The organism is Streptomyces sp. NPDC042336, assembly GCF_055581985.1.
The window spans coordinates 880,347-903,926 of the sequence record NZ_JBVJEA010000001.1 but is presented as its reverse complement, the minus strand read 5'-3'; the positions used below and the strand labels follow the sequence as shown (position 1 = coordinate 903,926).

Genomic DNA, 23,580 nt, shown 5'->3' with positions numbered 1-23,580 from the left:
GGGAACGACCCGAGCTTGGCGCGGACATGGCGATCGCATGTCGGACGGATGAGTTCCGCATGTTCCGCGACCCGTACGCTGCCGACTCATGAACACCGTGAGAACCACCGACGAGGAAAGCGCCGGCGTGCGGAAGGTCGCCGTCGTCACGGGTGCCGGGTCCGGCATCGGCCGGGCGGTCGCCGTCGAACTGCTCACCGCCGGCTGGTCGGTGGCCCTGGCCGGCCGCCGCCCCGAGCCCTTGGCGCAGACGGCCGCGGCGGCCCCCGCGGGCGGCGGTACGACGCTCACCGTGCGTGCCGACGTGTCGCGCCCGGAGGACGTGGCGGCCCTGTTCGGCGCCGTGCGCGACCGGTTCGGACGACTGGACCTGCTGTTCAACAACGCGGGGACGTTCGGGCCCGGCGGCGTGCCCGTCGAGGAACTGCCCTACGAGGCCTGGCGGCACGTGGTGGACACCAACCTCAACGGGGCGTTCCTGTGCGCGCAGGCGGCGTACCGGCAGATGAAGGAGCAGGAGCCGCAGGGCGGCCGGATCATCAACAACGGCTCGATCTCGGCGCACACGCCGCGCCCGCACTCGGTGGCGTACACGGCGACCAAGCACGCGCTGACGGGCCTGACCAAGTCGCTGTCGCTGGACGGCCGCCGCCACGGCATCGCGGTCGGCCAGATCGACATCGGCAACGCGGCGACCGACATGACGGCCGGCATGCAGACCGGCGCGCTCCAGGCCAACGGGGAGACGGCACCCGAGCCCGTGATGGACGTCGCCGACGTCGCGCGCACGGTGCGGCACATGGCCGAACTGCCCCTGGAGGCCAACGTGCAGTTCGCGACGGTCATGGCGACGGCGATGCCGTACGTGGGGCGCGGCTGAGCGCACCGCACCCGGGCACCCCCTGATTCACACAATCGGAATTTCGGCGTCCGCGGTATTGCGGCCGGTGAAGGACGTATGCTCAAATCTCCTTCACCAGAACTTCACACTTGAAGCGTTGGCCTTCCACAAGGCCCCTCGACGACGCTCCATGGACCATCCCGAGGGGGGAGGCGGCGGCCGTTCCGCCACACCGGTACACCGGTGGGACGGAACGGCCGCCGCACCGTTTCCCGTTTACGCCTGCCCGGTCTCGAAGCGGGCGATCCGGCCGTCCTCGTCCACGGTGAAGTCCCACCGGGTCCGCATCTCGCCCCAGGTGTCGTTGCGGTAGCGGGCGATGAGGGCGCGACCGCCGTTCGACTCCCGGTCGACCTCCAGGTGGCCGTTGGAGGAGAAGATCTCCTGGTCGATCCACTGGTCGAGGTTCCGGTCGTCCCCGTCGTCGGCCATGGTGGCGTCCGGCGCGAGCAGCGCGAGGAAGGCCTCGCGGTCGTGGGCGTTGACGGCGGCGACGAAGGCGCGGACGGCCGGGTCGCTGAGTCGCGTGGTCTGAATGGTCATGGCCGCAGCGTCACACCGGCTCCGCTCCCCCGCCACCGGGCCCACCACCCGTCGACGCCCGCCACCACCCGAACGGCGCCCGGTGACGGGCCCGGACGCCGCCGACGGGCGACGGTGGACGGATGAGCCGCCACCGTCCACGAGGAGTCGAAGTGAAGTGCTGTGACCGGCGTGATCTGGGGCTGCTGCTGCTCCGCCTGGGAACCGGCGGCGTCCTCGCCGCGCACGGCGCGCAGAAGCTGCTCGGCTGGTTCGGCGGCGGAGGCATCGGCGAGACCGGCCGGGCCATGGAGGCCATGGGCTACACGCCGGGCCGGGCCAGCGCCACCGCGGCGGGGCTCGCGGAGGCGGGCGGCGGCGCACTGCTGGCGCTGGGCCTGGCCACGCCGGCCGCGGGCGCGGCCGCGGCCGGCGCGATGGCGGGCGCCGCGGCGGTGCACGCCCCGAACGGCTTCTTCGCCCAGTCCGGCGGCTACGAGTACGCGGTCTCCCTCGGCCTGACCGCCGCGGGCCTCGCGGTCTCCGGCCCCGGCCGTCTCTCCCTGGACCACGCCCTGGGCCACGCGGTCAACCGTAACTGGATGGTCCCGGCCGCCCTCGCGGCGACGGCGGCGGCCACGACGGTGGTCGTGGGGGCGCGGAACCGGCGGCTGCGCAGGGCTGCCGAGGGGCGGCAGGAAGCACTCTTCGACTGACGCCCGCGGGGACATGGCACGCTGCTCCGCATGAGCGACAAGGCGGACGGCGCGCGGACCGACGATCTCTGGGACACCATCGACGCCCTGTGGACGTGGCTGGAGGCGGAGCAGCCCGTCGGCGGCCGGGAGGGCCTGCTGCTGCGCGTGCTGAAGCTGTCGGAGGAGGTCGGCGAGGTCGCCGAAGCGGTGATCGGCGCGACCGGCCAGAACCCGCGCAAGGGCGTCACCCACACCTGGGACGACGTGGAGGCGGAGCTGTGCGACGTCGTGATCACGGCGATGGTGGCCCTGCGGACCCTGACACCCGGGGCCCGCGAGGTCTTCGGCCGGCATCTGGCCCGGGTGGCGGGACGCTCGCTGGGTGGGTGAGGGGACGAGGCCGCCGGAAGGCCCGCACCCGTGGGAGTCGGTCACGGGTGCGGGCCGGTCGCAGCCCGGTCAGCCCGCGGCGCAGGACACGGTCGGCCAGGTCCAGTTGCCGTTGGCCTGGATGGTGGCGCCCCAGTTGCCGCCGCTGCCGTTCGACTTCGCGGTCAGCGTCTGCGCGCTCGGATAACTCGCGTTCACGTTCCAGGTCGACAGGACCTTCGCCGGGGACGGCACGTTCATCGTCACCGTCCAGTCACTGGCACCGCTCACCGAGACGTTCAGGTTGTACCGGTCGCCCCACCGCTGCCCGGCGGACAACGTCGCGGTACAGGCACTCCCACCGCCCCCGCCGCCGCCACCGCCCCCGCCGCCACCACCACCGCCGCCGCTGCCGTCGGGGGCGACCGCGCGGCCGGTCTGCGGCGAGATCATGCCGGAGCACAGTCCCTTGCTCGCCAGGGTCTGCGCGATGCGCGGAATGGCGGCGAGCGTGTTGGCGGGCCAGTCGTGCATGAGGATGACCTGGCCGTTGCCCAGGCGCGAGACGGCCTGCACGATCGCGTCGGTGCCGGCGTTGTTCCAGTCCTGGGAGTCGACGTCCCAGATCACCTCGGTCAGCCCGTACTTGGCCTCGACCGACCGGAGCGTCGCGTTGGTCTCGCCGTACGGCGGCCGGAACAGCTTGGGCGTCCCGCCCCCCGCGCCCGCGATCGCCTGCTGGGTCCGGGAGATCTCCGAGTCCATCTGGGCCTGGCTCAGCTGGGTCATGTGGGGGTGGGTGTAGCTGTGGTTGGCGACCCACATGCCGGCGTCGACCTGGGCCCGGACCAGGGACGGGTTCTGGGCGGCGTACTGGCCCTGGTTGAACATGGTGGCCCGCAGCCCGTTCTGCCTGAGCGCGTTGAGCAGGGACTGGGTGCTGCCGGAGGGGCCGTCGTCGAAGGTGAGCCCGACATAGCCGTTGCAGGCCGCGGCCTGGGACGGGGCGGCGCTCGCCACCACCGTGCCCGCGGCGGCGAGCGCGGTGACGGCGACGCCGGTGGCCAGAGTGCGCAGGGGGCGCGAGGACACGCGTGGTCTGGTACTGGTACGCATACGAGTGATTCCTCCTCTCCGCTGGTGGGATGGGTCAGCCGGTGCTGCAGGACACGGTCGGCCAGGTCCAGTTGCCGTTGGCCTGGATGGTGGCGCCCCAGTTGCCGCCGCTGCCGTTCGACTTCGCGGTCAACGTCTGCGCGCTCGGGTAGCTCGCGTTCACGTTCCAGGTCGACAGGACCTTCGCCGGGGACGGCACGTTCATCGTCACCGTCCAGTCACTGGCACCGCTCACCGAGACGTTCAGGTTGTACCGGTCGCCCCACTTCTGCCCGGCGGACAGCGTCGCGGCGCACGCACCCCCACCACCGCCACCACCGCCGCCACCGCCGCCACCGCCGCCGCCACTGGTCCCCCCGACGTTGATGTCGGAGCTGCCGCTGCTCTGGTAGCCCTCGGTGGCCATGATCATGTAGTAGCTGAAGTTGCCGAGCGGCATCCCCGCCCGCGCCCACGCGTCGAAGTGGTTGCCGGTGGTGATGGTGCCGCCGGTCCGCTTCGACTGCCTGACACTCCAGTACTGGTCGAAGGTGCGGGTGCCCTCGACAGAGGGGGCGTTGTACCGAGTCGTCTTGTAGATGTCGTACGTACCACCGTCGGTGGTGACGGTGCCCTTGAACTCGCCCGTGGGCCGGTAGGTGCCCCAGTTGTCGACGATGTAGTACTCGACGAGCGGGTTCGACGTCCACCCGTAGAGCGCCAGGTACGCGTTGCCGGACGGGTTGAAGCTGCCCGAGTACTGCACGGTCCTGCGCCCGCCGTTGCTCCAGCCCTTGCCCGCGACGAAGTTGCCGGTGTTGCGCCACGAGGTGCTGTACTGACCGCCGGAGCCCATGTTCATGGAGACGGTGCCCTGGCTGTCGGTCCAGAACGAGTAGTAGTAGCCGTTGTTGGTGCCCTCCTGGTTGGTCGTGACGACCGTGTCGGCCTGGGCGGTGCCCGGCAGCATCAGCGCGGCGAGCGCGGCGAGGGCGACGGCCCACGCGCTCCTGATGAGCAGGGCGACGAGGCCGCGTCTGCGACGCCTCGGTTGGACGAGCAGGTTCATGGGGGGTTCCTCTCCTGCTGGTTCGGACAACGGCGACAGTGTTGACCTGCACCCATCAAGCGTCAACAGTTTCGGTAGAAGTTTCGAAACCTTCGGCATGCAGGAATACGGCTTCCGAGACACGAACCCGCAGACCAGTCCCCACTCCTCTCGAACGCGCACACACCCCACAGACACCTCTCACCGAAGCGGCCGGAAATGAGGATGACGGATACCGAAAATTTCGAGATACCGCTCCCTGGACAGCCGCGGTGTGGACTCACATCCTCGGTGGAGGCAGAGCACCGTTCCCCACAACGGAGGTTGGCGCTCGTGAAGTTCAGCTACGCGATGCTCCCGGACCACCCGCTGGCCGAGTCCCTGGAGTCGATCCGGCTCGCCGACGAACTCGGATTCCACGCCTGTTACGCCGCCGACGAGACCTGGCACAAGGACCTGTGGCTCCTCTTCGCCGCGGCGGCCGGCCGCACCGACCGCATCCGCCTCGGGCCGAGCGTCTCTCCCGTGACGCTGCGCGAGCCGACCCTGATCGCCCAGGCCCTCGCCACGCTCGACGAACTCTCCGGCGGCCGCGCCGAAGGCGTCCTGTCCAGCGGCAACTTCGGCCTGCTGGCCCAGTACCGCATCGACTGGGCCCGCACCAGGCCGCTCTCCCGGGTCAAGGAGGCCCTGCACGTGATGCGCACCTTCCTCGACGAGGGCGCCATCACGTACGAGGGCGAGTTCTTCTCCTACGACGGCCTGTTCACCTTCGCCCGGCCCGTCCAGGACCGGCTGCCGCTGAAGCTCGGTGCGATGCGGGGCCCGAAGTCCTTCGAGGCGGCCGGGGAGTTGTCGGACGGGTGCCACCACGCCCTGAGCTACACCCGCGAGGCCTACGACTACGCGGTGCGGCACATCAGAGCGGGCGCGGAGCGGGCCGGCCGGGACTGGCGCTCGCTGGACATCGGAGCGTGGGTGGTCTTCGCCACCGGCCCCGACTCGGCGGCGGCCAAGGAGGCGGCACGCAGCATGGTCGGCATCTACGCCTCCTCCATGCCGGAGGAGCAGTTGCGCCGCAACGGCGTCGACCCGGCGGAACTGAAGCCGGTCATCGACGCGATCGGCGCCGGCGACCTGGCCCGCGGCATCGAACTGACCACCCCGGCCATCGCCGACCGCCTCTCGGTCGCGGGCACACCCGAGGAGTGCCGGGAGAAGATCGAACGCGACATCGCCCCCAGCGGCGTCAACCACATGATCTGCGCCATCACCGACCGCGCCCTGGTGAAGGCGTTCACCGGCCGGGACCTCACGGACGCGGCCGACGTGAACACCCAACTGCGGCTGATCGCGGAACGGGTGATGCCGGCGTTGGCGTGAGGACGTGGCCGGGTGAGGGGGGGGAGGCTCAGGACCCCGCGAAAAGGGGCTGAGGTCCGGTGTCCGGCCGTGCTTCGATGGGCGTCATGGTGTCCTCCGAGCGCTTGCTCGCCTTCGCGGCGATGTCGTTCCTGCTGATCGTGGTCCCCGGGCCCAGCGTGCTGTTCGTGATCGGGCGGGCGCTGGCCCAGGGGCGCCGGGCGGCGCTGACCACGGTCGTGGGCAACACGGTGGGCGCCTATGTGCTCGTCGTGGCGGTGGCGCTCGGGGTCGGCTCGGTGGTGGAGCGCTCGGTGCTCGTCTTCACGGCGCTGAAGCTCGTCGGCGCGGCCTGCCTGGTGTACCTGGGCGTGCGGGCCTGGCGGAAGCGCGGCTCGTTGCAGGGCGCGGTCACCGCGGACGGGAGCGTGCGCGGGGGCGGTCTGCGGACGCTGTGGGAGGGGTTCGCGGTCGGGGTGGCGAACCCCAAGACGATGGTGTTCTTCGCCGCCGTGCTCCCCCAGTTCGTGGACCGCGACCGGGGACACGTGGTGGTCCAGATGCTGCTGCTGGGTCTGGTCTTCAACCTCATCGCGGTGGCGTGCGACAGCGTGTGGGGACTGGCCGCGGCGACCGGACGGGAGTGGTTCGCCCGCTCACCCCGGCGGCTCTCCCTGGTCGGCGGGATCGGCGGCCTCACGATGATCGGTCTCGGAGTCACCGTCGCGGCGACGGGGCGCAAGGACTGACGGGGTCCGATCCGGCCCGGCACACGGAACCGCCCCCAGGCGGGAGGGGGGCAGACGAGTCGGGCTGTACGCCGGGTTCTGTTCCGACGGGGCCTCGCGGTCCCGTCGGCGACGGCCATCCATCTAGGACCGGCGTTGCCACCGGCCTCCAGCGGTCTACCCGCGGACTCGGGCGGGCAGCCCTCGAACGTCCGCGCAGAGCCGCCCCTTCTTGCGAGGAGGCGTCTCCTCTTGACCTTGCTCCGGGTGGGGTTTACCTAGCTGCCCAGGTCGCCCTGGGCACTGGTGGTCTCTTACACCACCGTTTCACCCTTACCCGGGACCGGAGTCCCGGGCGGTCTGCTTTCTGTGGCACTGTCCCGCGGGTCACCCCGGGTGGCCGTTAGCCATCACCCTGCCCTGTGGAGCCCGGACGTTCCTCGGGAAGTCCTGTGAGGGACTCCACGCGGCCGTCCGCCCGGCTCGTCTGCCGTGTCGACCATGGTACCCGGCGGACCTCCCGCCTCGGACCGGCGGCGGCCGTCGCGAGGACCGAGCCGGCCAGGATCAGGGTGAAGGCGACGCCGATGCCGAGGGTCAGGTCCTCGTCGAGGAGGAGGGCGCCCGCGGCGACGGCGACCGCCGGGTTGACGTAGGTGATGACGCCGGCCCGGACAGGGCCGACCTCCTTGATCAGCTCCAGGAAGGCCACGAAGGCGATCGCGGTGCAGACGAGGCCGAGTCCGGCCAGGGCGGCCAGGGCCTCGCCCGAGGGGAGGGCGGAGGGCCGGGTCAGGAAGGCGGCGGGAGCGTAGACGAGGGCGGCCAGGGTGAGGCAGGGGGTGATGAGCTGGAGGGTGGGGACGTCCTTGAGGTGGCGGGCGGCTATCAGGGGGGCCGTGGCGTAGCCGACGACCGTCACCAGCACCTCGGCCAGCGAGCGGGCGTCGCCGCCGGTGAGGTGCGGGACGGTGAGGACGGCGACGCCCCCGAGGCCGAGGCCGAGTCCGGTGACGCGGCGGGCGCCGACCCGTTCCCCGGCGCCGAAGAAGCGGGCGAGGAGAACGCCGACGATCGGCACGCCCGCGATCAGCAGCCCGGCGGTGGAGCTGGACAGGTGCCGCTCGGCGTCCGTCAGGGTCCACCAGGGACCGATGATCTCGATCACGGCGAAGGCCAGCATGGGCTTCCAGTGGCGTCGCACGGTGCCGAGGAGGTCTCCCTTGCGCAGGGCGAAGGGCAGCAGGAGTGCCGCGCCGAGCGCGCAGCGCGTGAACACCACTCCGGACGGGGACACCTCGTCCACCGCCACCTTGATCATCAGGTAGGGGACGCCCCAGACCACTCCCATCAGGGAGAACAGGAACCAGCCGCGTGCAGTCATGCGGCGAGTCTCGGCCGCCTCACCCCGCGCGGTCTTGAACGCTGTTGCGGTACGCCGCCGGGGTCACCCCGAGGACCCGCCGGAACCAGCGGGTCAGGTGCGCCTGGTCGGCGAAGCCCACCAGCGCCGCCACCTCGGCGGGGCGCAGTCCGGCCTCCAGGAGCCCACGGGCCCTGGCCACCCGGTGCTGGGCCAGCCAGGCGTACGGCGGCATCCCCGTCGCCGTACGGAAGGCCCGCAGGAGTTGGTAGCGGGAGAGGCCGAGGTCGGTGGCGAGGGCCGCCAGGGACGGCGGGGCGAGGAGTTCGTCGGCGAGGCGGTCGCGTACGACGCGGGCGACGCGGTCGGCGCCGGGGACCGTGTCGTCGGCCGCGCGGGCCGTGGAGTGGCGGCGGGCCAGCGCCGTGAGGAGCCAGGGCAGGCGCGACTCCGCCTCCAAGGGGTCGGGGCAGCGGGCCAGGTCGGTGTGCGCGGCGCGCAGGGCGGCGGCGAGTTCCGGGTCGTCGAGGACGGGCTCGCGGAAGTGCGGGAGGGCCGTGTCCGTCCGGGTGCCGTCGACAAGGAGGTTCGGGGCCGCGTACAGGGCGCGGTAGGAGTAGCCGTCCGGGGCGGCGGGGCCGCCGGTGTGCACCTCGCCCGGCTCCAGGACGACGATGGAGCCCGGCCCCGAGTGGATGTGGCCGCCCCGGTAGGCGATGACCTCAAGGCCGCCGACGGTGACGCCGACCGTGTACTCGTCGTGGGCGTGCGGGGCGTAGACGTGCCGGTCGAAGCGTGCGGTCAGGAGGTCGAGCGGCGGTCCTGCCGCCCCCAGCCGTGCCCTGGTCCAGCGCGCCTGTTCACCACGTGCGTCCACCGCTGCCCACCCCCTGCCCCTACGGGATCAGAGGAAGTCGGCGGTGTCCAGGGCCGCGGACCGCGTCCGCTTGACCCTGTCGCAGCGTCAACGTTTCTACTGGGGCCATGCGGATCGGAGAACTCGCCGGCGCCGTCGGCGTCACCACGCGGACCGTGCGGCACTACCACCACCAGGGCCTGCTGCCCGAGCCGGAACGGCTGGCCAACGGGTATCGGACGTACACCCTGCGGCACGTCGTCGTGCTGGCCCGGATCCGGCGGCTGACCGAACTGGGGCTCGGGCTCGCCGAGGTGCGGGACGTGCTCGCGGACGAGGCCGGGAAGGATCTGGCCGAGGTGCTGGAGGAACTGGACGCGGATCTCGCGCGGCAGGAGGCGGCGATCCGCGAGCGCCGGGCGCGGCTGCGGGCGCTGCTGGAGACGGAGGGCGGGCTGCCGGCCGAGGGGCCGGTGTCACCGGAGCTGGCCGGGTTGTTCGCCGGGATGGGGGACGTGTCCGGTTCACCGATGGCCCTGCGGGACCGGGAGATGCTGGCGTTCATGGAGAGCGCGGTGGGGCCGGAGGAGCGGGAGGGGCTGCTGGCCACGCTGCACGAGGCGTTCGAGTCGCCGGAGGCGGTGGCGCGCGCCCACGAGGCGTACGCCCTGCTGGACGAGTTGGCCGACGCCGATGCCGACGATCCCCGCGTGGCCGGGGCCGCGCGGGCGCTCGCCGACTGCATCCCCGGGGAGCTGCTGCCCGCGGAGGGCGTCGACCTCGACTCCGGGCACGGCGTCCTGCGGGCCATGTACGCCGACTTCGCGCCGGGGCAGGCGGAGGCGGTGCGGCAGGCGCTCGCCATCGCCTCGCGGGAGCGACGGTCATGACGGGCCCGTCCTTCGTCACCGTCCCGTACCTCCTGGTCCGGCACGAGCTGCGGCTGCTGGCGAGCCTGTGGCTGTGGGCGGTCCGGCGGACCCACGGGGCGGTGGCCGGCGGGTCGGTCTTCGGGTACGCGCGGGGGCAGGGCGCGATGATGTTCGGGTTCGGGTTCGTGTGTGTCGTCGAGTCAGTGATGATGTCCGTGCTGCTGCGGGACTGGCCCGCCGTGCACCACGTGGTGCTGGTGCTGGACGTGTACACGGTCTTGATCGTGGTCGGGCTGCACGCCGCGTCCGTGGTCCGGCCGCACGTCCTGGACCCGGCCGCCGGGACACTGCGGATCCGCCGGGCCGTCCACGTCGACCTACGGATACCGCTGGAGCGGATCGCCTCCGTCCGGCGGGAGCTGCGGGCGACGCACGAGCGGGCCGACGGCGCGCTGGATCTCGCCGTGGGGTCCCAGACCTCCGTCACCGTGGAACTCGCCGAGCCCGTCGCCCACGTCTCGTTCTTCGGGCGGCGGCGCGAGGTCCGCGTGGTGCGGTGTCACGCCGACGACCCCGGGGCCCTCGTACGGGCCGTCGAGCAGGCACGGGAGGGCTACGCCGTACCCTGATCGGGAGCCTGGCGCTCGCGAGTGAAGGAGTACGTGTGCTTGTCCTGCTGCCGCCGTCCGAGGGGAAGGCCGCGTCCGGCCGCGGCGCCCCGTTGAAGACCGGGTCGCTGTCCCTGCCGGGGCTCACCGCCGCCCGGGAGGCTGTCCTCGGCGAGCTGGTGGAGCTGTGCGCCGGCGACGAGGAGAAGGCGCGCGAGGTGCTCGGGCTGAGCGAGGGGCTGCGCGGCGAGGTCGCCAAGAACGTGGAGCTGCTGACGGCGGGTGCGCGTCCGGCCGGGGAGATCTACACCGGTGTGCTGTACGACGCCCTGGACCTGGCCTCGCTGGACGCCGCCGCCAAGCGGCGGGCAGCCAGGTCGCTGCTGGTGTTCTCCGGGTTGTGGGGTGCCGTGCGGGTGACGGACCGGATCCCCTCCTACCGGTGCTCGATGGGCGTGAAGCTGCCCGGGCTCGGGGCCCTGGGCGCGCACTGGCGGGCGCCGATGGCCGAGGTGCTGCCGGAGGCGGCCGGGAACGGGCTGGTGCTCGACCTGCGTTCGGCGGCGTACGCGGCGGCGTGGAAGCCGAGGGGCGAGGTCGCCTCGCGGACGGCGACCGTGCGGGTGCTGCACGCACCGACCCGCAAGGTGGTCAGCCACTTCAACAAGGCGACCAAGGGGCGGATCGTACGGAGTCTGCTGGCGTCCGGGACCGCGCCCGCGGGGCCGGCGGAGCTGGTGGCGGCGCTGCGGGACCTGGGGTACGAGGTGGAGGCGGAGGCGCCCGCGAAGGCCGGGCGGCCGTGGTCCCTGGACGTGCTCGTGGACGAGGTGCACTGATCCGTCAGCCCCGCCGTTGCGCTGGATGCAACGGTGATTGCAGGGAGTGCGTTTCGGCGGCACGATGAGGGCATGAGTTCTCCGCTGCCCTCCTCCCCCGCCGCCTCGGTGCTGGATCTCGCGCCCGTCGTACCCGTCGTGGTCGTCGACGACCTCGCCGACGCCGTGCCGCTCGCCCGGGCGCTCGTCGCCGGTGGGCTGCCCGCGATCGAGGTGACACTGCGGACGCCGGTCGCCCTCGACGCGATCAGGGCCATCGCCGGTGAGGTGCCGGGCGCGGTGGTCGGCGCGGGCACGGTCATCACGTCGGAGCAGGTCGCCGAGGTCGTGACGGCCGGGGCGCGGTTCCTGGTCAGCCCCGGGTGGACGGACGCGCTGGTGGAGGCGATGCGGGCGTCCGGGGTGCCGTTCCTGCCGGGGGTGTCGACCACGTCGGAGGTGGTGGCGCTGCTGGAGCGGGGGGTGCGGGAGATGAAGTTCTTCCCGGCCGAGGCCGCGGGCGGCACCGCCTATCTCAAGGCGCTCGCCGCGCCGCTGCCACAGGCGCGCTTCTGCCCGACCGGCGGCATCGGACCGGACTCCGCGCCGGAGTATCTGGCGCTGCCCAACGTCGGCTGCGTCGGGGGCAGTTGGATGCTGCCCAAGGACGCGGTGGCCGGCCGGGACTGGGGGCGCGTCGAGGCGCTGGCCCGCGAGGCGGCGGCGCTCGGCGCAGGTGGGCTCAGCGCAGGTGGGACGTCTCGTTGAACAGGCGGACGCTGGCGCCGCCGTCCGCGTAGTACGCCACCGCCGACAGCGACGCCGCCGACAGCTCCATCCGGAACAGCGACTCGGGCGGGGCGCCCAGGGCCAGTCGCAGGAACGTCTTGATCGGCGTGACGTGGGAGACCAGCAGCACCGTGCGGCCCGCGTACGCCGCGACGAGCTTGTCGCGGGTGGCGGCGATCCGGGCGCCGGTGGCCGCGAAGCTCTCGCCGCCGCCGGTCGGCTCCGCGTCCGGGGAGGCCAGCCAGGCGTCCAGGTCGGCGGGGTGGCGCTCGCGCACCTCGCCGAAGGTGAGCCCCTCCCACGCGCCGAAGTCGGTCTCGCGCAGCCCCTCCTCAACCGTCACCTCAAGACCCAGCCGGGCGGCGACGATGCCGGCGGTCTCGCGGGTGCGGGCCAGGGGCGAGGCGACGATCGCCTCGATCGTGCCGCGCCGGGCGAGGCTCTCGGCGACCTTCTCGGCCTGCTCGCGGCCGACGGGCGACAGGGACGGATCGCTGCCGCCGCTCCCCGAGAACCGCTTCTGCGGGGTGAGCGGCGTCTCCCCGTGCCGCAGGAGCACGAAGGTGGCGGGGGCGCCCATGTCGGGGGGTCCCCACCCCGGTGACGCCACGGCCTTGGCGGCCCGCACGTCGGCGTCGGCGGACGCATCGGCGGCGCCGGTCCGGGCCGCTTGTGCGAGGCGCTCGCCCACGGCCGCACCGCCCCCTGCCGGTGCGGCATCTCCACCGCCACCGCCTCCGGTACCGGCGGGTGCGACGGTCGACTCGGCCCCGATCCCGCGGACCCCGCCCGCACGAGGGGCGGCAACGCCCCGCGTCTCCGCGCCGGGCACCGCACTCTCGACGCCGGTGGTGCTCTCCGCGTCGGTGCCTTCCGCGGCCCCGGCGGATGCGGCGGCCGGCCGGTCCCCGCTCCCGCGGGCCCCGGCCGTGCGGCCGGTGGCGCCGCCCGTGGCCAGTTCCGCCGTCGACGTGGACGGCGACCACTGTTCGCCGCGCGCGCCCGCGTCCATCGCCTCGTTGGCCAGGCGGTCGGCGTGCTTGTTGTCCGCGCGGGGGATCCACTCGTAGGTCACGCGCCCCGGTGGGAAGACCCGGGCCGCCTCGGCCGCCAGGGGCTTCATGTCCGGGTGCTTGATCTTCCAGCGGCCCGACATCTGCTCGACGACGAGCTTGGAGTCCATGCGGACGCGCACGGTGGCGTCCGGGTCCAGTTCCCTGGCCGCGCGCAGGCCGGCCAGCAGGCCCCGGTACTCGGCGACGTTGTTCGTGACGACCCCGAGGTACTCGGCGGCCTCGACCAGGGTCTGGCCCGTCGCCGCGTCCAGCACCACCGCGCCGTAGCCCGCGGGCCCCGGGTTCCCCCGTGACCCGCCGTCGGCCTCGACGACGAACTCCCGCGCGGGACGCGTCGCCTGGTCAGCCACCGGACCGCCCCCTACAGCCCGGAGTCCGCCGTGCGCACCAGGATGCGGCGGCAGTTCTCGCAGCGGACGACCGTGTCGGGCGCCGCCGCGCGGATCTCGCTCAGCTCGGTGATGGCCAGCTCCTGGCGGCACCCCTGGCAGCTGCGCTGGTACAGCTTGGCCGCGCCGACGCCGCCCTGCTGCTCGCGCAGCTTGTCGTAGAGCTTCAGCAGGTCGTCGGGGACGGAGCCCGCGATGACCTCGCGCTCCTTGGTCACCGAGGCCACCTCGCCGTCCAGCTCCTCGACGGCCGCGTCGCGGCGCGCGGTGGCGTCATCGATCTTGCCCTGCACCGCGCCGACCCGCTCGGTCAGCTCGGCGACCCGCTCCTGCGCGGACTCGCGGCGCTCCATCACCTCCAGGACGACGTCCTCGAGGTCGCCCTGGCGCTTGGCGAGGGAGGCGATCTCGCGCTGGAGGTTCTCCAGGTCCTTCGGGGAGGTGACGGCGCCGGAGTCCAGGCGCTGCTGGTCGCGGCCGGCGCGCTGGCGCACCTGGTCCACGTCCTGCTCGGCCTTGGTCTGCTCGCGGGCGCAGTCGCTCTCCTCGGTCTGCGCGGCCACGAGCAGGTCGCGCAGCTGGGTGTGGTCCTTGGTCAGCGACTCGATCTCGGCGTGCTCGGGCAGGGACCGGAGCTTGTGCGCGAGCTGCTGGAGACGCGTGTCGAGGCCCTGGACGTCGAGGAGTCGGATCTGGTCGGCGGGCGCGGCTTTCAGTTGGGGGCTCCCATTGCGTTAGAGGTCGGGGCGGACGCCACATGGGCCGTCCAGGGGTCGGTGACCGTCTTCGAGACGTGGACCCTGAGGTCCCAGCCGTTGCGGTCGGAGATCTCGTCGAGCTGGGCCGCGCCCAGCTCGCACCAGGGCCACTCGGTGGCCCAGTGCGCCGCGTCGAGCAGCGCGAGGGGACGGTGGGCGGCGCGGTCCGCGGCGAACTCGGAAGCGGGGTGGTGGCGCAGGTCCGCGGTCAGGAAGGCGTCGACGCCGGCCGCCCGCACGTGGTCGAAGAGACCGTCGCCGGAGCCGCCGCTGACGGCGACGGTGCGCACGGTCGCCTCCGGGTCGCCGGCGACGCGGATGCCCTGCGCCGTGGCGGGCAGCCGCTCGGCGGCGCGGGCGGCCAGCTCGCGGACGGTCAGGGGGTGCCGCAGCTCGCACACCCGGCCCAGGCCGCGGCGCCCCTCGGGGTCGCTCGGGTCCGGCACCAATGGCCGTACGACGTCCAGGTCGAGGGCACCGGCCAGCGCGTCGGAGACGCCCGGGTCGGCGGTGTCGGCGTTGGTGTGGGCGACGTGCAGGGCGATGTCGTTCTTGATCAGCGTGTGCACCACGCGGCCCTTGAAGGTGGACGCCGCCACCGTCGTCGTCCCGCGCAGATACAGCGGGTGGTGGGTGACGAGCAGGTCTGCGCCCAGCTTCACCGCCTCGTCGACGGTCTCCTGGACGGGGTCCACGGCGAACAGGACGCGCGTGACCTCCTGGTCGGGCTCGCCCACGACGGTGCCGACCGCGTCCCAGGACTCGGCCCGCTCGGCGGGCCACAGGTTGTCCAGCGCGGCGATGACTTCTGACAGACGGGGCACGCGTGCAAGGCTACCTGGAGGTTCTGTGCCGTTGTACCCGCGGACGTACCCGCCGCCCGCCGCCGCGCCCGGCCGGTCCGGCACAGCACACGCCGTGCCCTTCCCTCAGGCGAATCGTTCCTGTGACACACGTATGTGTGATGGGGACAGCAGCTGGTCCCCCGCCCGTGCGTACGAAAACTAGCTTCGTCGCCGGAGGTGACCGAACGATGACGGCCTGTGCGATCGAGCCTTCGGCGGACCCCGGGAACGGCGGGGGCCCCCGGGCGGGCTGCAGCATCACCGCGGAGGGTGGCTACGCCGCGCGTCTCGCCCGGAGCGGGGAGGACGGCGACTCCTGGTACCCGGAGCGCTGGACCCTGGACGGCCCCGAGCCGTACGCGGTGCCGCTGCCGGGCAACCAGCCCGAGGAGCCGGGCACCGAGGTGCAGCCGATGGGCGACGGGCGGGTCCTGGTCCACCGGGTCGCGGCCGGCCGGCACGTCTTCGCGCTGCTGTACCCGACCGGGCCCGGTACCGGCGAGCTGCCGCTCGGCGCGGTCGAGTGCCCGGCGGACGGCACCGGGCTGCGGCTGCTGCCGCCGGCCCCGGGCGGCGAGCGGGCGTACGCCCTCGCGGCCGGTCCGCGGTCGACGGTGCTGTGGCAGGTCGCGGGCGGCGCCTTCGGGCCCGAGCGGGTGGCGGAGGTCCCCGGCCGCTGCTCGGGCGGGGTCTGGCTGGACCGCACCGGCCGGATGCTGGCGGTGGACCGGGAGACCGGCGGGCGCACCAAGGCGGTCGTGGTGGACCTGGAGCGGGGCGGCGAGGTGTCGCCACTGCTGCAGATCGCCGCGGACAGCGACGACCGGATACTGCTGGCCGACCCCCACAGCGGACTGGTGCTGATCCGCTCGGACGCCCCCTCGCCGGGCCGGGAGCGGCTCGGCTGGGGCGTGCTGGGCAGCACGCTGCCGGTGCGGTTCCCGGAGTGCCTGCGGCTGCCGGACTGCGTCGTGACGCCGTTCGCCATCCAGCCGGGGCAGGTGCTGACTCCGGAACGCTGCGCGGTGGCCCTGCGGGTGGACGGCGCGTTCGGCAGCTGGGTCGGGGTGTGGCGGCCCGCCGAGCGGCACGTACGGCATCTTCCGGCGCCCGAGGGGTGGTTGACGGGCGCCGGGCTGTGGACCCCGGACGGCGAGCTGCGGCTGCCGTGCTCCACACCGCAGTCGCCGTGCGGCGTGGCCCGGCTGCCCGCACCCGACGCGGGCGGCGGGCCGAAGGAGGGCGCGGGGGACGCCGGGCACGCCACCGAGGCCGGGGGCGCTGCGGATGCCGGGGGCGCCACGGATGCGGCGGATGCGGAGGAATCGGCTCCGGGCGAACTGGGCGAACCGGGCGCGAAGGGCACGTCGACGCCCCCTCCCGCCCCCGCTCAGCCCCGCCCCGTACCGCTGCAACAGGCCCCGCTGGCACGGCTTGTAACGAAGTAGTGCCGGTTGGCGCGGCCGCCTGGATTCCGCCCGAGGTGTGCCGGTTAGACTCGCCCGGCTGTAGGAAAGATCATGTTGACGGGGTGAATTCCTTCCGATGAACGACACCAGCACGACCCAGCCGATACAGGCCGCCGGTGCCGACGTTTCCGAGACCCACACCGGCCACGGCAGGCACCGTGGACCGGTCTCCAGCCAGGAGGGCGCGGCGACTCCCAAGGGTCGCCACCGCAAGCCGGCCGAGGAGTCCGAGACGGCCGCCTGACGGTACGGACAAGCACCGATACCGACACAGGCACAGGCACAGGCACTCGCAAGCAAGCGGCTCCGGCCCCGTCCGTCGCGTCCGGCGGACGGGGCCGTTGTCGTTCACGCGTACCGGACGACCGTGTCGGCGAGGACCGGTGCGTCGTCGCGCTCGACGGCGCTGACGGCCACGCGGACCTCTCCCGCAGCGGCACCGCCCGCCCCGGCGCCCCGCCACATCCGCACCCGCAGCGTCTCCCCCGGGTACACCACCCCGGCGAACCGCGTGCGGTACGCGCGCACCCGGGACACGTCACCGTCCAGCAGCGTGTCCACGACCGTCTTGAGCGTGGCGCCGTAGCTGCACAGACCGTGCAGGACGGGCCGTGCGAAGCCGGCGCGCGCGGCGAACTCCGGGTCGGCGTGCAGGGGGTTCCAGTCGCCGGAGAGCCGGTAGAGCAGCGCCTGGTCTTCCCGCAAGGCCCGTTCGGCGACGTGTTCCGGTGGCCCGGCGGGCGGTGGCGAGGGGCGCCCGGACGGGCCCCGCTCACCTCCCCAGCCGCCCTCCCCGCGTACGTAGACCTCGGCCTCGTCGGTCCACAGCGGCCCGTCCGCGTCGGTGACCTCGGTGCGCAGCACGAGGACGGCCGCCGTGCCCTTGTCGTACGCGGCGACGACGCGCGAGGCCGCGGTGGCCCGGCCCCGCACCGGAACGGGCCGGTGCAGGCGCAGCCGCTGCCCGCCGTGCAGGACGTGGGCGAGGTCGACGTCGACGCCGGGCACGGACAGCGTGGCGATCACGCCCGGGGCGCCGCCGCCGGCCACCGTGGCGAAGCTCGGCAGGACGTGCAGCCGGGACTCCAGGGTGTAGCGCAGCTCGCGCGGGTCGGTGGCGGGCCGGCCGGCACCGATGCCGAGGTGGTAGAGCTGCACGTCCTTGTGGTCCCAGGCGATCTCCCGGACCCGGGGTGCGGCGCCGAGTGCCCCGGCCGCGTCGATGGGCATGGTCCTGCCGCTCCTCCCGGTCACGACGACGATCACGGACAGCCCCGACCGTACGGGACGCGGGCCACCCGTGACATTTGTCCTCCCGAAGTCCGGACAACCGCATCTGCCGCCCGCCCGGGCCGGCTCCGTAGCGTCACCGGTATGAGACCGACAGAGGGCACCACCCCCGCCGTCGCCTTCACGGGTGCGGCCAAGGCCTACGGCGACGTCCGCGCCGTCGACGGCGTGGACCTGCGCATCGAGCGCGGTGAGACGGTCGCGCTGCTGGGCCGCAACGGCGCGGGCAAGTCGACGGCGATCGCGCTGCTGCTCGGCCTGTGCCCGCCCGACGGGGGCACCGTGGAGTTGTTCGGCGGGCCGCCGGAGCGTGCCGTGCGGGCCGGCAGGGTCGGGGCCATGCTCCAGGAGGCACGGGCGGTGCCCCGGGTCACCGTGGGTGAGCTGGTCGCCTTCGTGGCCGGCCGTTATCCGGCGCCGATGTCCGTCGGGCAGGCCCTGGAGCTGGCCGGGATCGAGCGGTTGGCCGGGCGGCGCGTGGACCGGCTGTCCGGTGGGCAGACCCAGCGCGTGCGGTTCGCGCTCGCCCTGGCCGGGCGCCCCGACCTGCTGGTCCTGGACGAACCGACGGCGGCCCTGGACGTGGAGGCCCGGCAGGCCTTCTGGCGGTCGATGCGGGCGTACGCCCGGCGCGGCAGCACGGTCCTCTTCTCCACCCACTATCTGGAGGAGGCCGAGGCGCACGCCGACCGGATCCTGGTCGTCGACCGGGGGCGGATCGTCGCCGACGGCACCGGCGACGAGCTGAGGCGGGCGGCGGGCGGCAGCCGCGTCGCCTTCGACCTGGCCGGACGGCCGACCGAGGACCTGACGCTGCTGCCCGGGGTCCGCTCGCTGGAGGTGCGCGGGGACCGTGCGGTGCTGCGCACCGAGGACTCCGACGCGACCGTGGTCGCCCTCGCCCGGCTCGGCGCGATACGCGGCCTGGAGGTCGCCCCGGCGTCCCTGGACGACGCGTTCCTGGCCCTGACGTCTCCGGCACCGGTGCCGGAGAAGGAGAGCGTGCGATGAGGGACTACCTGATCCTGGAAACGCGCCGCACGCTGCGCGACCCCGGCTTCGTGGTCGGCGGGATCGCCATGCCGGTGCTGATGTACCTGCTGTTCACCAACCTCGGGGGCGACGCGGGCGACTGGAAGACGGGCGCGATGGTGGGCATGGCCGCGTACGGCGCGGTCGGTTCCGCCCTCAACACCGGCGGCGGGGTCGCCGAGGACCGTGCCATCGGCTGGCTGCGGCAGTTGCGGGTGACTCCGATGCGCCCGCACCAGGTGGTCGTGGGCCGTGCCCTGACCGCCTCGGTCACCGTGCTGCCGGCGATCACGGCCGTCCTGGCCGCGGGCGGCCTGCTCAACGGCGTACGGCTGGAGGCCTGGCAGTGGGCGGCGCTGGCGCTGCTGCTGTGGCTGGGGTCGGTGCCCTTCACGCTGCTGGGGCTCGGCAACGGCTACCGGCTGACCGGGCAGACCACGAGTGTGGCGAACATGGTGGCCAACCTGGGGCTCGCGGTGCTCGGCGGGCTGTGGTTCCCGCTGGCGCTGTTCCCGCAGTGGCTGCGCTCGGTGTCGGCGTACACCCCGACCAACCGCTTCGCGCAGCTGGGCACCTCGGTCGCCACGGGGCACGCGCCTCCCGCGGGTGCCATTCTCGTCCTGACGGGATGGCTGCTGGCCTTCGGCGCGTACGCCGTCCTGTCCTACCGCCGCGGCGCGGCGACCGACTGAGCGCCCCGAGCGCCGTAGCGGAAGGGAATTGACACCCATGACGGGGACCCGAGGGCGGCTGCGCGGGATGTCGTGCCGCCTGGACGCGTGGCAGCTGGCACGGCAGTCCGATCCGGCCGACTCCCAAGCCGGGGCCGGGGGGTGGCCGGAGCGGATGGGGCCGCCGCCCACCGGTTTCACGCTGCTGCCGTGGCTGCTGATGGGCCTGGGCAGCCTGGCGAACATCTTCCAGGGCAACAGCGCCAACCCCTGGGTCGGCGGCCTGGGCCTGCTGGTCTTCAACTCGCTCTACATCTACGTCGCCTTCCGCTCCTTCGACAAGGAGTTGCGCGAGGCCCCGTCCACGCGGCTGGCGCTGGCCGCCATGGCACTGGTGACCTGCGCTCTGGCCCTGGCGTACGGGGGCAGTTGGCTGCTGTTCTTCCCGCTGCTGGGCCTCGCCGCGGGCGCGGCGCTGCGCGGCCGGTGGCTGGGCCGGTGGGGCTGGTCGCTGGCGGTGGCGGCGGGTGCCGTGGCAGGCGTCAAGGACGGCTGGAACGGTCTGAACATCGCCTACGGGACCTTCCTGTCGACGATGGTGACGGCCGCGATCCTGAGCCTGTCCGACGCCGTACGGCAGTTGCGCGCCGCCAGGGAGGAACTGGCCACGCGGGCGGTGGCGGAGGAGCGGCTGCGGTTCTCGCGGGACCTGCACGACCTGCTGGGGCACACGCTGTCGGTGATCGTGGTCAAGTCGGAGGCCGCCCGCCGGCTGGCGCCCCGCGACCTGGACGCGGCGCTGACCCAGATCACGGACATCGAGTCGGTCGGCCGCCAGGCGCTGACCGAGGTCCGCGAGGCGGTCACCGGCTACCGCGAGGGCAGCCTCGGCACCGAGCTGGACCGGGCGCGCTCCGCGCTGAGCGCGGCGGACGTGGACCCGGTGGTGCACCGCTCCGGACCGCCGCTGCCCCCGCAGGCGGAGGCGCTGCTGGGGTGGGTGGTGCGGGAGGCGGTCACCAACGTCGTACGGCACAGCGGGGCGAGCCGGTGCGAGATCGCGGTCGCGGGCAGCGCGGACCGGGTCCGGCTGACGGTCACGGACAACGGTACGGGGGCCGCCCTCTCCTCCCAGGGACCGGGCACCGGGCTGACCGGGCTCAGGGAACGCCTCGCCACGGCGGGCGGTTCGCTGACGGCCGGGGTGGAGCCGCGGGGCGGCTTCTCGGTGACGGCGGAGCTGCCGGTGCGGGCGGAGGGGGAACCGGTGGGCGCACCGGCCTAGTTCCGCGTCGTGCCGCGCCCCCGGGCCCGTGGTGCGCCGCACCCCCGGCCCGCGCCGTGCCGCACCCCGGGCCCACGCCGTGCCGCACCCCCGGCCCACGCCGTGCCGCACCCCGGGCCCACGCCGTGCCGCACCCCCGGCCCGCGCCGTGCCGCACCCCGGGCCCACGCCGTGCCGCACCCCCGGCCCGCGCCGTGCCGCGCCCCGGGTCCGTGGTGCGCCTGCCCTCTACCCTTGCCCCGTGACTGACGAGACGCCCCGCGCCCATCCCGTCCGTGTGCTCCTCGCCGAGGACCAGGGGATGATGCGGGGCGCGCTCGCGCTGCTGCTCGGGATGGAGGCGGACATCGAGGTCGTCGCGCAGGTGGCGGCCGGTGACGAGATCGTCCCCGCCGCGCTGGCGCACCGCCCCGACATCGCCCTCCTCGACATCGAACTGCCGGGGCTGAGCGGCCTGGACGCCGCCGCCGAGCTGCGGGAGCGGACGCCCGGCTGCCGGGTGCTGATCCTGACCACGTTCGGCCGCCCCGGGTACCTGCGGCGGGCCATGGAGGCGGGCGCCGCGGGTTTCCTGGTCAAGGACGGCCCGGTGGAGGAGCTGGCCGGCGCGATCCGCCGGGTGCTGGCCGGTGAGACGGTCGTCGATCCCGCGCTCGCCGCCGCCGCGCTCAGCGCGGGCCCCAGCCCGCTCACCGCGCGGGAGTGCGATGTGCTGCGGGCTTCGGCGGACGGTGCGACGGTCGCCGACATCGCCGGCGCGCTGCATCTGTCCGAGTCCACGGTCCGCAACTACCTCTCCGCCGCGATCGGCAAGACGGCCACCCGCAACCGCACGGAGGCGCTCCGCGCGGCGCGGCGGCAGGGGTGGCTCTGACCGGCTCCGGGCGGGTCGTCGGCCGCGGGCCGGCGGGGGGTTCGTCGGCCGCGGGCCGGGGCGGTTTGTCGGCCGCGGGCCGGTGGGGGTTGCTCGCGCAGTTCCCCACGCCCCTTTGGGGGCGCTCCGGCGAACCCGGCGACACAGGGGGCCGCAAGCTGCTCGCACCCCCGCGGCGAAGCCGCGCAAAGACACAGCCCCGCGCCCCTTCCGGAGCGCACCCGCGAACCCGGCGACACAGAAGGCCTCAAGCTGCTCGCACCCCCGCGGCGAAGCCGCGCAAAGACACAGCCCCGCGCCCCTTCCGGAGCGCACCCGCGAACCCGGCGACACCGGGCACCCTGAACGGTGCTCAGTCCGTGCTGCGGGCCGTTGGGTCGGGCTTGGGGCGTCCTGCCGGGAGCCATGCCCGCATCAGGAGGGCCGCGGCGAGCAGGACCACCGCCGCCGTGCGGAAGACCAGCGCGTAGCCGTCGGTCAGGGCCGTCGGCCCCGCGTCCTCGCCCCCGGCCCGGGTCGCCGCGATCGTCGACATCACCGCGAGACCCAGCGAACCGCCCATCGTCCGGGAGGTGTTGATCAGCCCGGAGACCAGTCCGGCGTCCCCGGGCGCCGCGCCGGAGATGGCCAGCGAGGCCAGCGGGGTCGCCGCGATGCCCGCGCCCAGCATCATCAGAACGCCGGGGATCATGATGGCGGTCAGATAGCCGCCGTCCGCCGTCATCGTCGACTGCCAGCCGAAGCCGACCGCCGCGACGAGCGTGCCGAGCACGGCCACGTTGCGGGCCCCGAGCACCGGCAGGAACCGCGGGGCCGCCTTCGAACCGAGGATCACCGCCAGGGAGCTGGGCACGAGGGCCAGGCCCGCCTCCAGCGGGGAGTAGCCCAGCACGTTCTGCGCGTACAGGGTCATGAAGAACCACATCGAGAACATCGACGACCCGGACACCAGCATCGCCACGTTCGCCGACGCGACCGCCCGCAGCCGCAGCAGCCCGAGCGGCATCAGCGGCGCCGCCGTCCGCGCCTCGACGAGGAGGAAGAGCCCGAGCAGCGCGAGCCCGGCCAGCAGCGGCACCAGGGCCGCCGGCGCCGCCCACCCCTCGGACTCGGTCTGCGAGATGCCGTAGGCCAGCGTGCCGAGACCGGCGGTCACCAGCAGGGCGCCCGGCAGGTCCAGGCGGCGCCGTGGGCCGCCCCTGCTCTCGGCCAGCCACCGCGCGGCGCCGGCCAGCACGACCGCGCCCACCGGCACGTTGATCAGCAGCACCCAGCGCCAGGACAGCCCGTCCACCAGGGCGCCGCCCACCAGACCGCCCGCGGCACCGCCGCCCGCGCCCACGGCGGTCCAGGTCGCGATCGCCCGCGCCCGCGCCGCGCCCTCCGGCACCGCCGCGGTCAGGATGGTCAGCGTCGAGGGGGCGAGCACGGCCGCGCCGAGACCCTGAAGGGCGCGGGCGACCAGCAGCTGCCAGCCCTCCTGGGCGAGACCGCCGCCCAGCGAGGCCAGCGTGAAGAGCCCGAGCCCGACCAGGAACATCCGCTTGCGCCCGTACAGGTCGCCGGCCCGTCCGCCGAGCAGCATGAACCCGGCGAAGGCGATGGCGTACGCGTTGACCACCCACTGGAGCCCCTGCGCGCTCAGCCCGAGATCGGTCCGCATCGACGGCAGTGCGACGTTGACGACGGACACGTCGAGGACGACCAGGAACTGACCGGCGCAGGCGAGCACCACGACCAGCCAGGTCGGCGGGGTACGGCGCGGCGGTATTCGGGAGGCGGTGGAGGTACCGCTGGCTTCCAGCATGGGTGTCATGGTCTCAACCCGGGTGTGCCCCTTGCATCGGTTTTTGGTCCCCAGC

Annotated in this window: 24 protein-coding genes, 1 other RNA gene and 1 pseudogene; 15 read left to right on the top strand and 11 right to left on the bottom strand. The window is 73.9% G+C overall.

Annotation, left to right across the window (positions count from 1 at the left end; all coding sequences use genetic code 11):
- Positions 1-88: 88 nt before the first annotated feature.
- Positions 89-880, top strand: coding sequence for an SDR family oxidoreductase (locus ACZ6IM_RS04205; protein WP_052842752.1), 792 nt, complete (start codon positions 89-91; stop codon positions 878-880).
- Between the two features lie 237 nt (positions 881-1,117).
- On the opposite strand, the gene ACZ6IM_RS04200 is transcribed toward ACZ6IM_RS04205, so the two are convergent.
- A complete protein-coding gene (locus ACZ6IM_RS04200) occupies positions 1,118-1,444 on the bottom strand; it encodes a nuclear transport factor 2-like protein (RefSeq protein ID WP_030192071.1) in 327 nt (108 codons plus the stop codon).
- A gap of 152 nt (positions 1,445-1,596) precedes the next feature.
- On the opposite strand from ACZ6IM_RS04200, the gene ACZ6IM_RS04195 reads away from it, so the two are divergent.
- Both ACZ6IM_RS04195 and ACZ6IM_RS04190 read left to right on the top strand, forming a co-directional pair.
- Positions 1,597-2,139 carry a DoxX family protein gene (locus ACZ6IM_RS04195; protein WP_052842753.1) on the top strand — a complete coding sequence of 181 codons (543 nt, stop codon included), beginning with the start codon at positions 1,597-1,599 and terminating at the stop codon, positions 2,137-2,139.
- Between the two features lie 30 nt (positions 2,140-2,169).
- On the top strand, positions 2,170-2,511 hold the full coding sequence (locus tag ACZ6IM_RS04190; RefSeq protein WP_469554142.1) for a MazG-like family protein: 342 nt from the start codon (positions 2,170-2,172) through the stop codon (positions 2,509-2,511).
- Between the two features lie 69 nt (positions 2,512-2,580).
- Here the strand turns inward: ACZ6IM_RS04190 and ACZ6IM_RS04185 are convergent, their stop codons facing one another.
- Both ACZ6IM_RS04185 and ACZ6IM_RS04180 read right to left on the bottom strand, forming a co-directional pair.
- Positions 2,581-3,606 (bottom strand): polysaccharide deacetylase family protein, encoded by a 1,026-nt coding sequence (locus ACZ6IM_RS04185; RefSeq protein WP_469554140.1) that lies wholly within the window; start codon positions 3,604-3,606, stop codon positions 2,581-2,583.
- Between the two features lie 34 nt (positions 3,607-3,640).
- On the bottom strand, positions 3,641-4,654 hold the full coding sequence (locus tag ACZ6IM_RS04180; RefSeq protein WP_469554139.1) for a glycoside hydrolase family 11 protein: 1,014 nt from the start codon (positions 4,652-4,654) through the stop codon (positions 3,641-3,643).
- A gap of 312 nt (positions 4,655-4,966) precedes the next feature.
- Here ACZ6IM_RS04180 and ACZ6IM_RS04175 point away from each other — a divergent pair, with 312 nt between their 5' ends.
- Both ACZ6IM_RS04175 and ACZ6IM_RS04170 read left to right on the top strand, forming a co-directional pair.
- Positions 4,967-6,016 (top strand): LLM class flavin-dependent oxidoreductase, encoded by a 1,050-nt coding sequence (locus ACZ6IM_RS04175; RefSeq protein WP_052842755.1) that lies wholly within the window; start codon positions 4,967-4,969, stop codon positions 6,014-6,016.
- An 86-nt stretch (positions 6,017-6,102) separates the two neighbouring features.
- A complete protein-coding gene (locus tag ACZ6IM_RS04170) occupies positions 6,103-6,744 on the top strand; it encodes a LysE family translocator (RefSeq protein WP_469554136.1) in 642 nt (213 codons plus the stop codon).
- Positions 6,745-6,795: 51 nt separating this feature from the next.
- Here the strand turns inward: ACZ6IM_RS04170 and rnpB are convergent.
- The 3 genes and pseudogenes from rnpB to ACZ6IM_RS04155 all read right to left on the bottom strand — a co-directional run bounded on the left by rnpB (position 6,796) and on the right by ACZ6IM_RS04155 (position 8,963).
- An RNA gene (gene rnpB, locus ACZ6IM_RS04165) (RNase P RNA component class A) lies at positions 6,796-7,209 on the bottom strand.
- A 70-nt stretch (positions 7,210-7,279) separates the two neighbouring features.
- A pseudogene (locus ACZ6IM_RS04160) lies at positions 7,280-8,107 on the bottom strand (DMT family transporter); the annotation flags it as partial.
- A 19-nt stretch (positions 8,108-8,126) separates the two neighbouring features.
- Positions 8,127-8,963 carry an AraC family ligand binding domain-containing protein gene (locus ACZ6IM_RS04155; protein WP_052842757.1) on the bottom strand — a complete coding sequence of 279 codons (837 nt, stop codon included), beginning with the start codon at positions 8,961-8,963 and terminating at the stop codon, positions 8,127-8,129.
- Between the two features lie 107 nt (positions 8,964-9,070).
- Here ACZ6IM_RS04155 and ACZ6IM_RS04150 point away from each other — a divergent pair, with 107 nt between their 5' ends.
- From ACZ6IM_RS04150 to eda, 4 genes are all read left to right on the top strand, one after another.
- Complete coding sequence (locus ACZ6IM_RS04150) at positions 9,071-9,832, top strand: MerR family transcriptional regulator (RefSeq protein ID WP_052842758.1); 762 nt, start codon at positions 9,071-9,073, stop codon at positions 9,830-9,832.
- A complete protein-coding gene (locus ACZ6IM_RS04145; protein ID WP_469554134.1) occupies positions 9,829-10,443 on the top strand; it encodes a hypothetical protein in 615 nt (204 codons plus the stop codon). The genes ACZ6IM_RS04150 and ACZ6IM_RS04145 overlap by 4 nt, the downstream gene beginning before the upstream one ends.
- Positions 10,444-10,478: 35 nt before the next feature.
- The gene (gene yaaA, locus ACZ6IM_RS04140; RefSeq protein ID WP_052842760.1) at positions 10,479-11,261 is read left to right on the top strand and encodes a peroxide stress protein YaaA; all 783 of its coding nucleotides are present in this window, start codon (positions 10,479-10,481) and stop codon (positions 11,259-11,261) included.
- 72 nt (positions 11,262-11,333) lie between these two features.
- Positions 11,334-12,008, top strand: a complete 675-nt coding sequence (gene eda, locus ACZ6IM_RS04135) for a bifunctional 4-hydroxy-2-oxoglutarate aldolase/2-dehydro-3-deoxy-phosphogluconate aldolase (RefSeq protein WP_052842761.1) — start codon at positions 11,334-11,336, stop codon at positions 12,006-12,008.
- Here eda and ACZ6IM_RS04130 read toward each other — a convergent pair.
- Genes ACZ6IM_RS04130 through ACZ6IM_RS04120 form a run of 3 tightly spaced genes read right to left on the bottom strand, consistent with a single transcriptional unit; the run spans position 11,983 to position 15,076 of the window.
- Positions 11,983-13,455: a bifunctional RNase H/acid phosphatase gene (locus ACZ6IM_RS04130; RefSeq protein ID WP_052842762.1), complete on the bottom strand. Its 1,473-nt coding sequence runs from the start codon at positions 13,453-13,455 to the stop codon at positions 11,983-11,985. The genes eda and ACZ6IM_RS04130 overlap by 26 nt on opposite strands.
- Before the next feature lie 11 nt (positions 13,456-13,466).
- Entirely contained in the window at positions 13,467-14,210 is a 744-nt protein-coding gene (locus ACZ6IM_RS04125; protein ID WP_469554257.1) for a zinc ribbon domain-containing protein, read from the bottom strand.
- The gene (locus tag ACZ6IM_RS04120; RefSeq protein ID WP_052842764.1) at positions 14,207-15,076 is read right to left on the bottom strand and encodes a Nif3-like dinuclear metal center hexameric protein; all 870 of its coding nucleotides are present in this window, start codon (positions 15,074-15,076) and stop codon (positions 14,207-14,209) included. Before ACZ6IM_RS04120 ends, ACZ6IM_RS04125 begins: the two co-directional genes overlap by 4 nt.
- Positions 15,077-15,285: 209 nt before the next feature.
- On the opposite strand from ACZ6IM_RS04120, the gene ACZ6IM_RS04115 reads away from it, so the two are divergent.
- Both ACZ6IM_RS04115 and ACZ6IM_RS04110 read left to right on the top strand, forming a co-directional pair.
- Positions 15,286-16,545 (top strand): hypothetical protein, encoded by a 1,260-nt coding sequence (locus ACZ6IM_RS04115; RefSeq protein ID WP_469554131.1) that lies wholly within the window; start codon positions 15,286-15,288, stop codon positions 16,543-16,545.
- A gap of 97 nt (positions 16,546-16,642) precedes the next feature.
- The gene (locus tag ACZ6IM_RS04110; protein WP_052842766.1) at positions 16,643-16,810 is read left to right on the top strand and encodes a hypothetical protein; all 168 of its coding nucleotides are present in this window, start codon (positions 16,643-16,645) and stop codon (positions 16,808-16,810) included.
- A gap of 104 nt (positions 16,811-16,914) precedes the next feature.
- On the opposite strand, the gene ACZ6IM_RS04105 is transcribed toward ACZ6IM_RS04110, so the two are convergent.
- Positions 16,915-17,796, bottom strand: a complete 882-nt coding sequence (locus ACZ6IM_RS04105; RefSeq protein ID WP_052842767.1) for a MaoC/PaaZ C-terminal domain-containing protein — start codon at positions 17,794-17,796, stop codon at positions 16,915-16,917.
- Positions 17,797-17,940: 144 nt separating this feature from the next.
- Here ACZ6IM_RS04105 and ACZ6IM_RS04100 point away from each other — a divergent pair, with 144 nt between their 5' ends.
- The 4 genes from ACZ6IM_RS04100 to ACZ6IM_RS04085 all read left to right on the top strand — a co-directional run bounded on the left by ACZ6IM_RS04100 (position 17,941) and on the right by ACZ6IM_RS04085 (position 21,718).
- Positions 17,941-18,867, top strand: coding sequence for an ABC transporter ATP-binding protein (locus tag ACZ6IM_RS04100; protein ID WP_469554129.1), 927 nt, complete (start codon positions 17,941-17,943; stop codon positions 18,865-18,867).
- Entirely contained in the window at positions 18,864-19,580 is a 717-nt protein-coding gene (locus tag ACZ6IM_RS04095; protein ID WP_052842769.1) for an ABC transporter permease, read from the top strand. The genes ACZ6IM_RS04100 and ACZ6IM_RS04095 overlap by 4 nt, the downstream gene beginning before the upstream one ends.
- Positions 19,581-19,617: 37 nt before the next feature.
- Positions 19,618-20,844 (top strand): sensor histidine kinase, encoded by a 1,227-nt coding sequence (locus tag ACZ6IM_RS04090; RefSeq protein WP_469554127.1) that lies wholly within the window; start codon positions 19,618-19,620, stop codon positions 20,842-20,844.
- 241 nt (positions 20,845-21,085) lie between these two features.
- Entirely contained in the window at positions 21,086-21,718 is a 633-nt protein-coding gene (locus ACZ6IM_RS04085; RefSeq protein ID WP_469554126.1) for a response regulator, read from the top strand.
- 352 nt (positions 21,719-22,070) lie between these two features.
- On the opposite strand, the gene ACZ6IM_RS04080 is transcribed toward ACZ6IM_RS04085, so the two are convergent.
- Positions 22,071-23,525, bottom strand: a complete 1,455-nt coding sequence (locus tag ACZ6IM_RS04080; protein ID WP_052842771.1) for an MFS transporter — start codon at positions 23,523-23,525, stop codon at positions 22,071-22,073.
- Positions 23,526-23,580 lie beyond the last annotated feature (55 nt).

Excerpts from the sequence above, each read along its gene's own strand:
- ACZ6IM_RS04150 (WP_052842758.1), top strand. The coding sequence starts at position 9,071 with ATGCGGATCGGAGAACTCGCCGGCGCCGTCGGCGTCACCACGCGGACC.
- ACZ6IM_RS04080 (WP_052842771.1), bottom strand. The coding sequence starts at position 23,525 with ATGCTGGAAGCCAGCGGTACCTCCACCGCCTCCCGAATACCGCCGCGC.
- ACZ6IM_RS04095 (WP_052842769.1), top strand. The coding sequence starts at position 18,864 with ATGAGGGACTACCTGATCCTGGAAACGCGCCGCACGCTGCGCGACCCC.
- ACZ6IM_RS04115 (WP_469554131.1), top strand. The coding sequence starts at position 15,286 with ATGACGGCCTGTGCGATCGAGCCTTCGGCGGACCCCGGGAACGGCGGG.
- ACZ6IM_RS04200 (WP_030192071.1), bottom strand. The coding sequence starts at position 1,444 with ATGACCATTCAGACCACGCGACTCAGCGACCCGGCCGTCCGCGCCTTC.
- ACZ6IM_RS04170 (WP_469554136.1), top strand. The coding sequence starts at position 6,103 with ATGGTGTCCTCCGAGCGCTTGCTCGCCTTCGCGGCGATGTCGTTCCTG.
- ACZ6IM_RS04185 (WP_469554140.1), bottom strand. The coding sequence starts at position 3,606 with ATGCGTACCAGTACCAGACCACGCGTGTCCTCGCGCCCCCTGCGCACT.
- ACZ6IM_RS04090 (WP_469554127.1), top strand. The coding sequence starts at position 19,618 with ATGACGGGGACCCGAGGGCGGCTGCGCGGGATGTCGTGCCGCCTGGAC.
- ACZ6IM_RS04110 (WP_052842766.1), top strand. The coding sequence starts at position 16,643 with ATGAACGACACCAGCACGACCCAGCCGATACAGGCCGCCGGTGCCGAC.
- ACZ6IM_RS04105 (WP_052842767.1), bottom strand. The coding sequence starts at position 17,796 with ATGCCCATCGACGCGGCCGGGGCACTCGGCGCCGCACCCCGGGTCCGG.
- ACZ6IM_RS04190 (WP_469554142.1), top strand. The coding sequence starts at position 2,170 with ATGAGCGACAAGGCGGACGGCGCGCGGACCGACGATCTCTGGGACACC.
- ACZ6IM_RS04205 (WP_052842752.1), top strand. The coding sequence starts at position 89 with ATGAACACCGTGAGAACCACCGACGAGGAAAGCGCCGGCGTGCGGAAG.
- eda (WP_052842761.1), top strand. The coding sequence starts at position 11,334 with ATGAGTTCTCCGCTGCCCTCCTCCCCCGCCGCCTCGGTGCTGGATCTC.
- ACZ6IM_RS04145 (WP_469554134.1), top strand. The coding sequence starts at position 9,829 with ATGACGGGCCCGTCCTTCGTCACCGTCCCGTACCTCCTGGTCCGGCAC.
- ACZ6IM_RS04100 (WP_469554129.1), top strand. The coding sequence starts at position 17,941 with ATGAGACCGACAGAGGGCACCACCCCCGCCGTCGCCTTCACGGGTGCG.
- ACZ6IM_RS04180 (WP_469554139.1), bottom strand. The coding sequence starts at position 4,654 with ATGAACCTGCTCGTCCAACCGAGGCGTCGCAGACGCGGCCTCGTCGCC.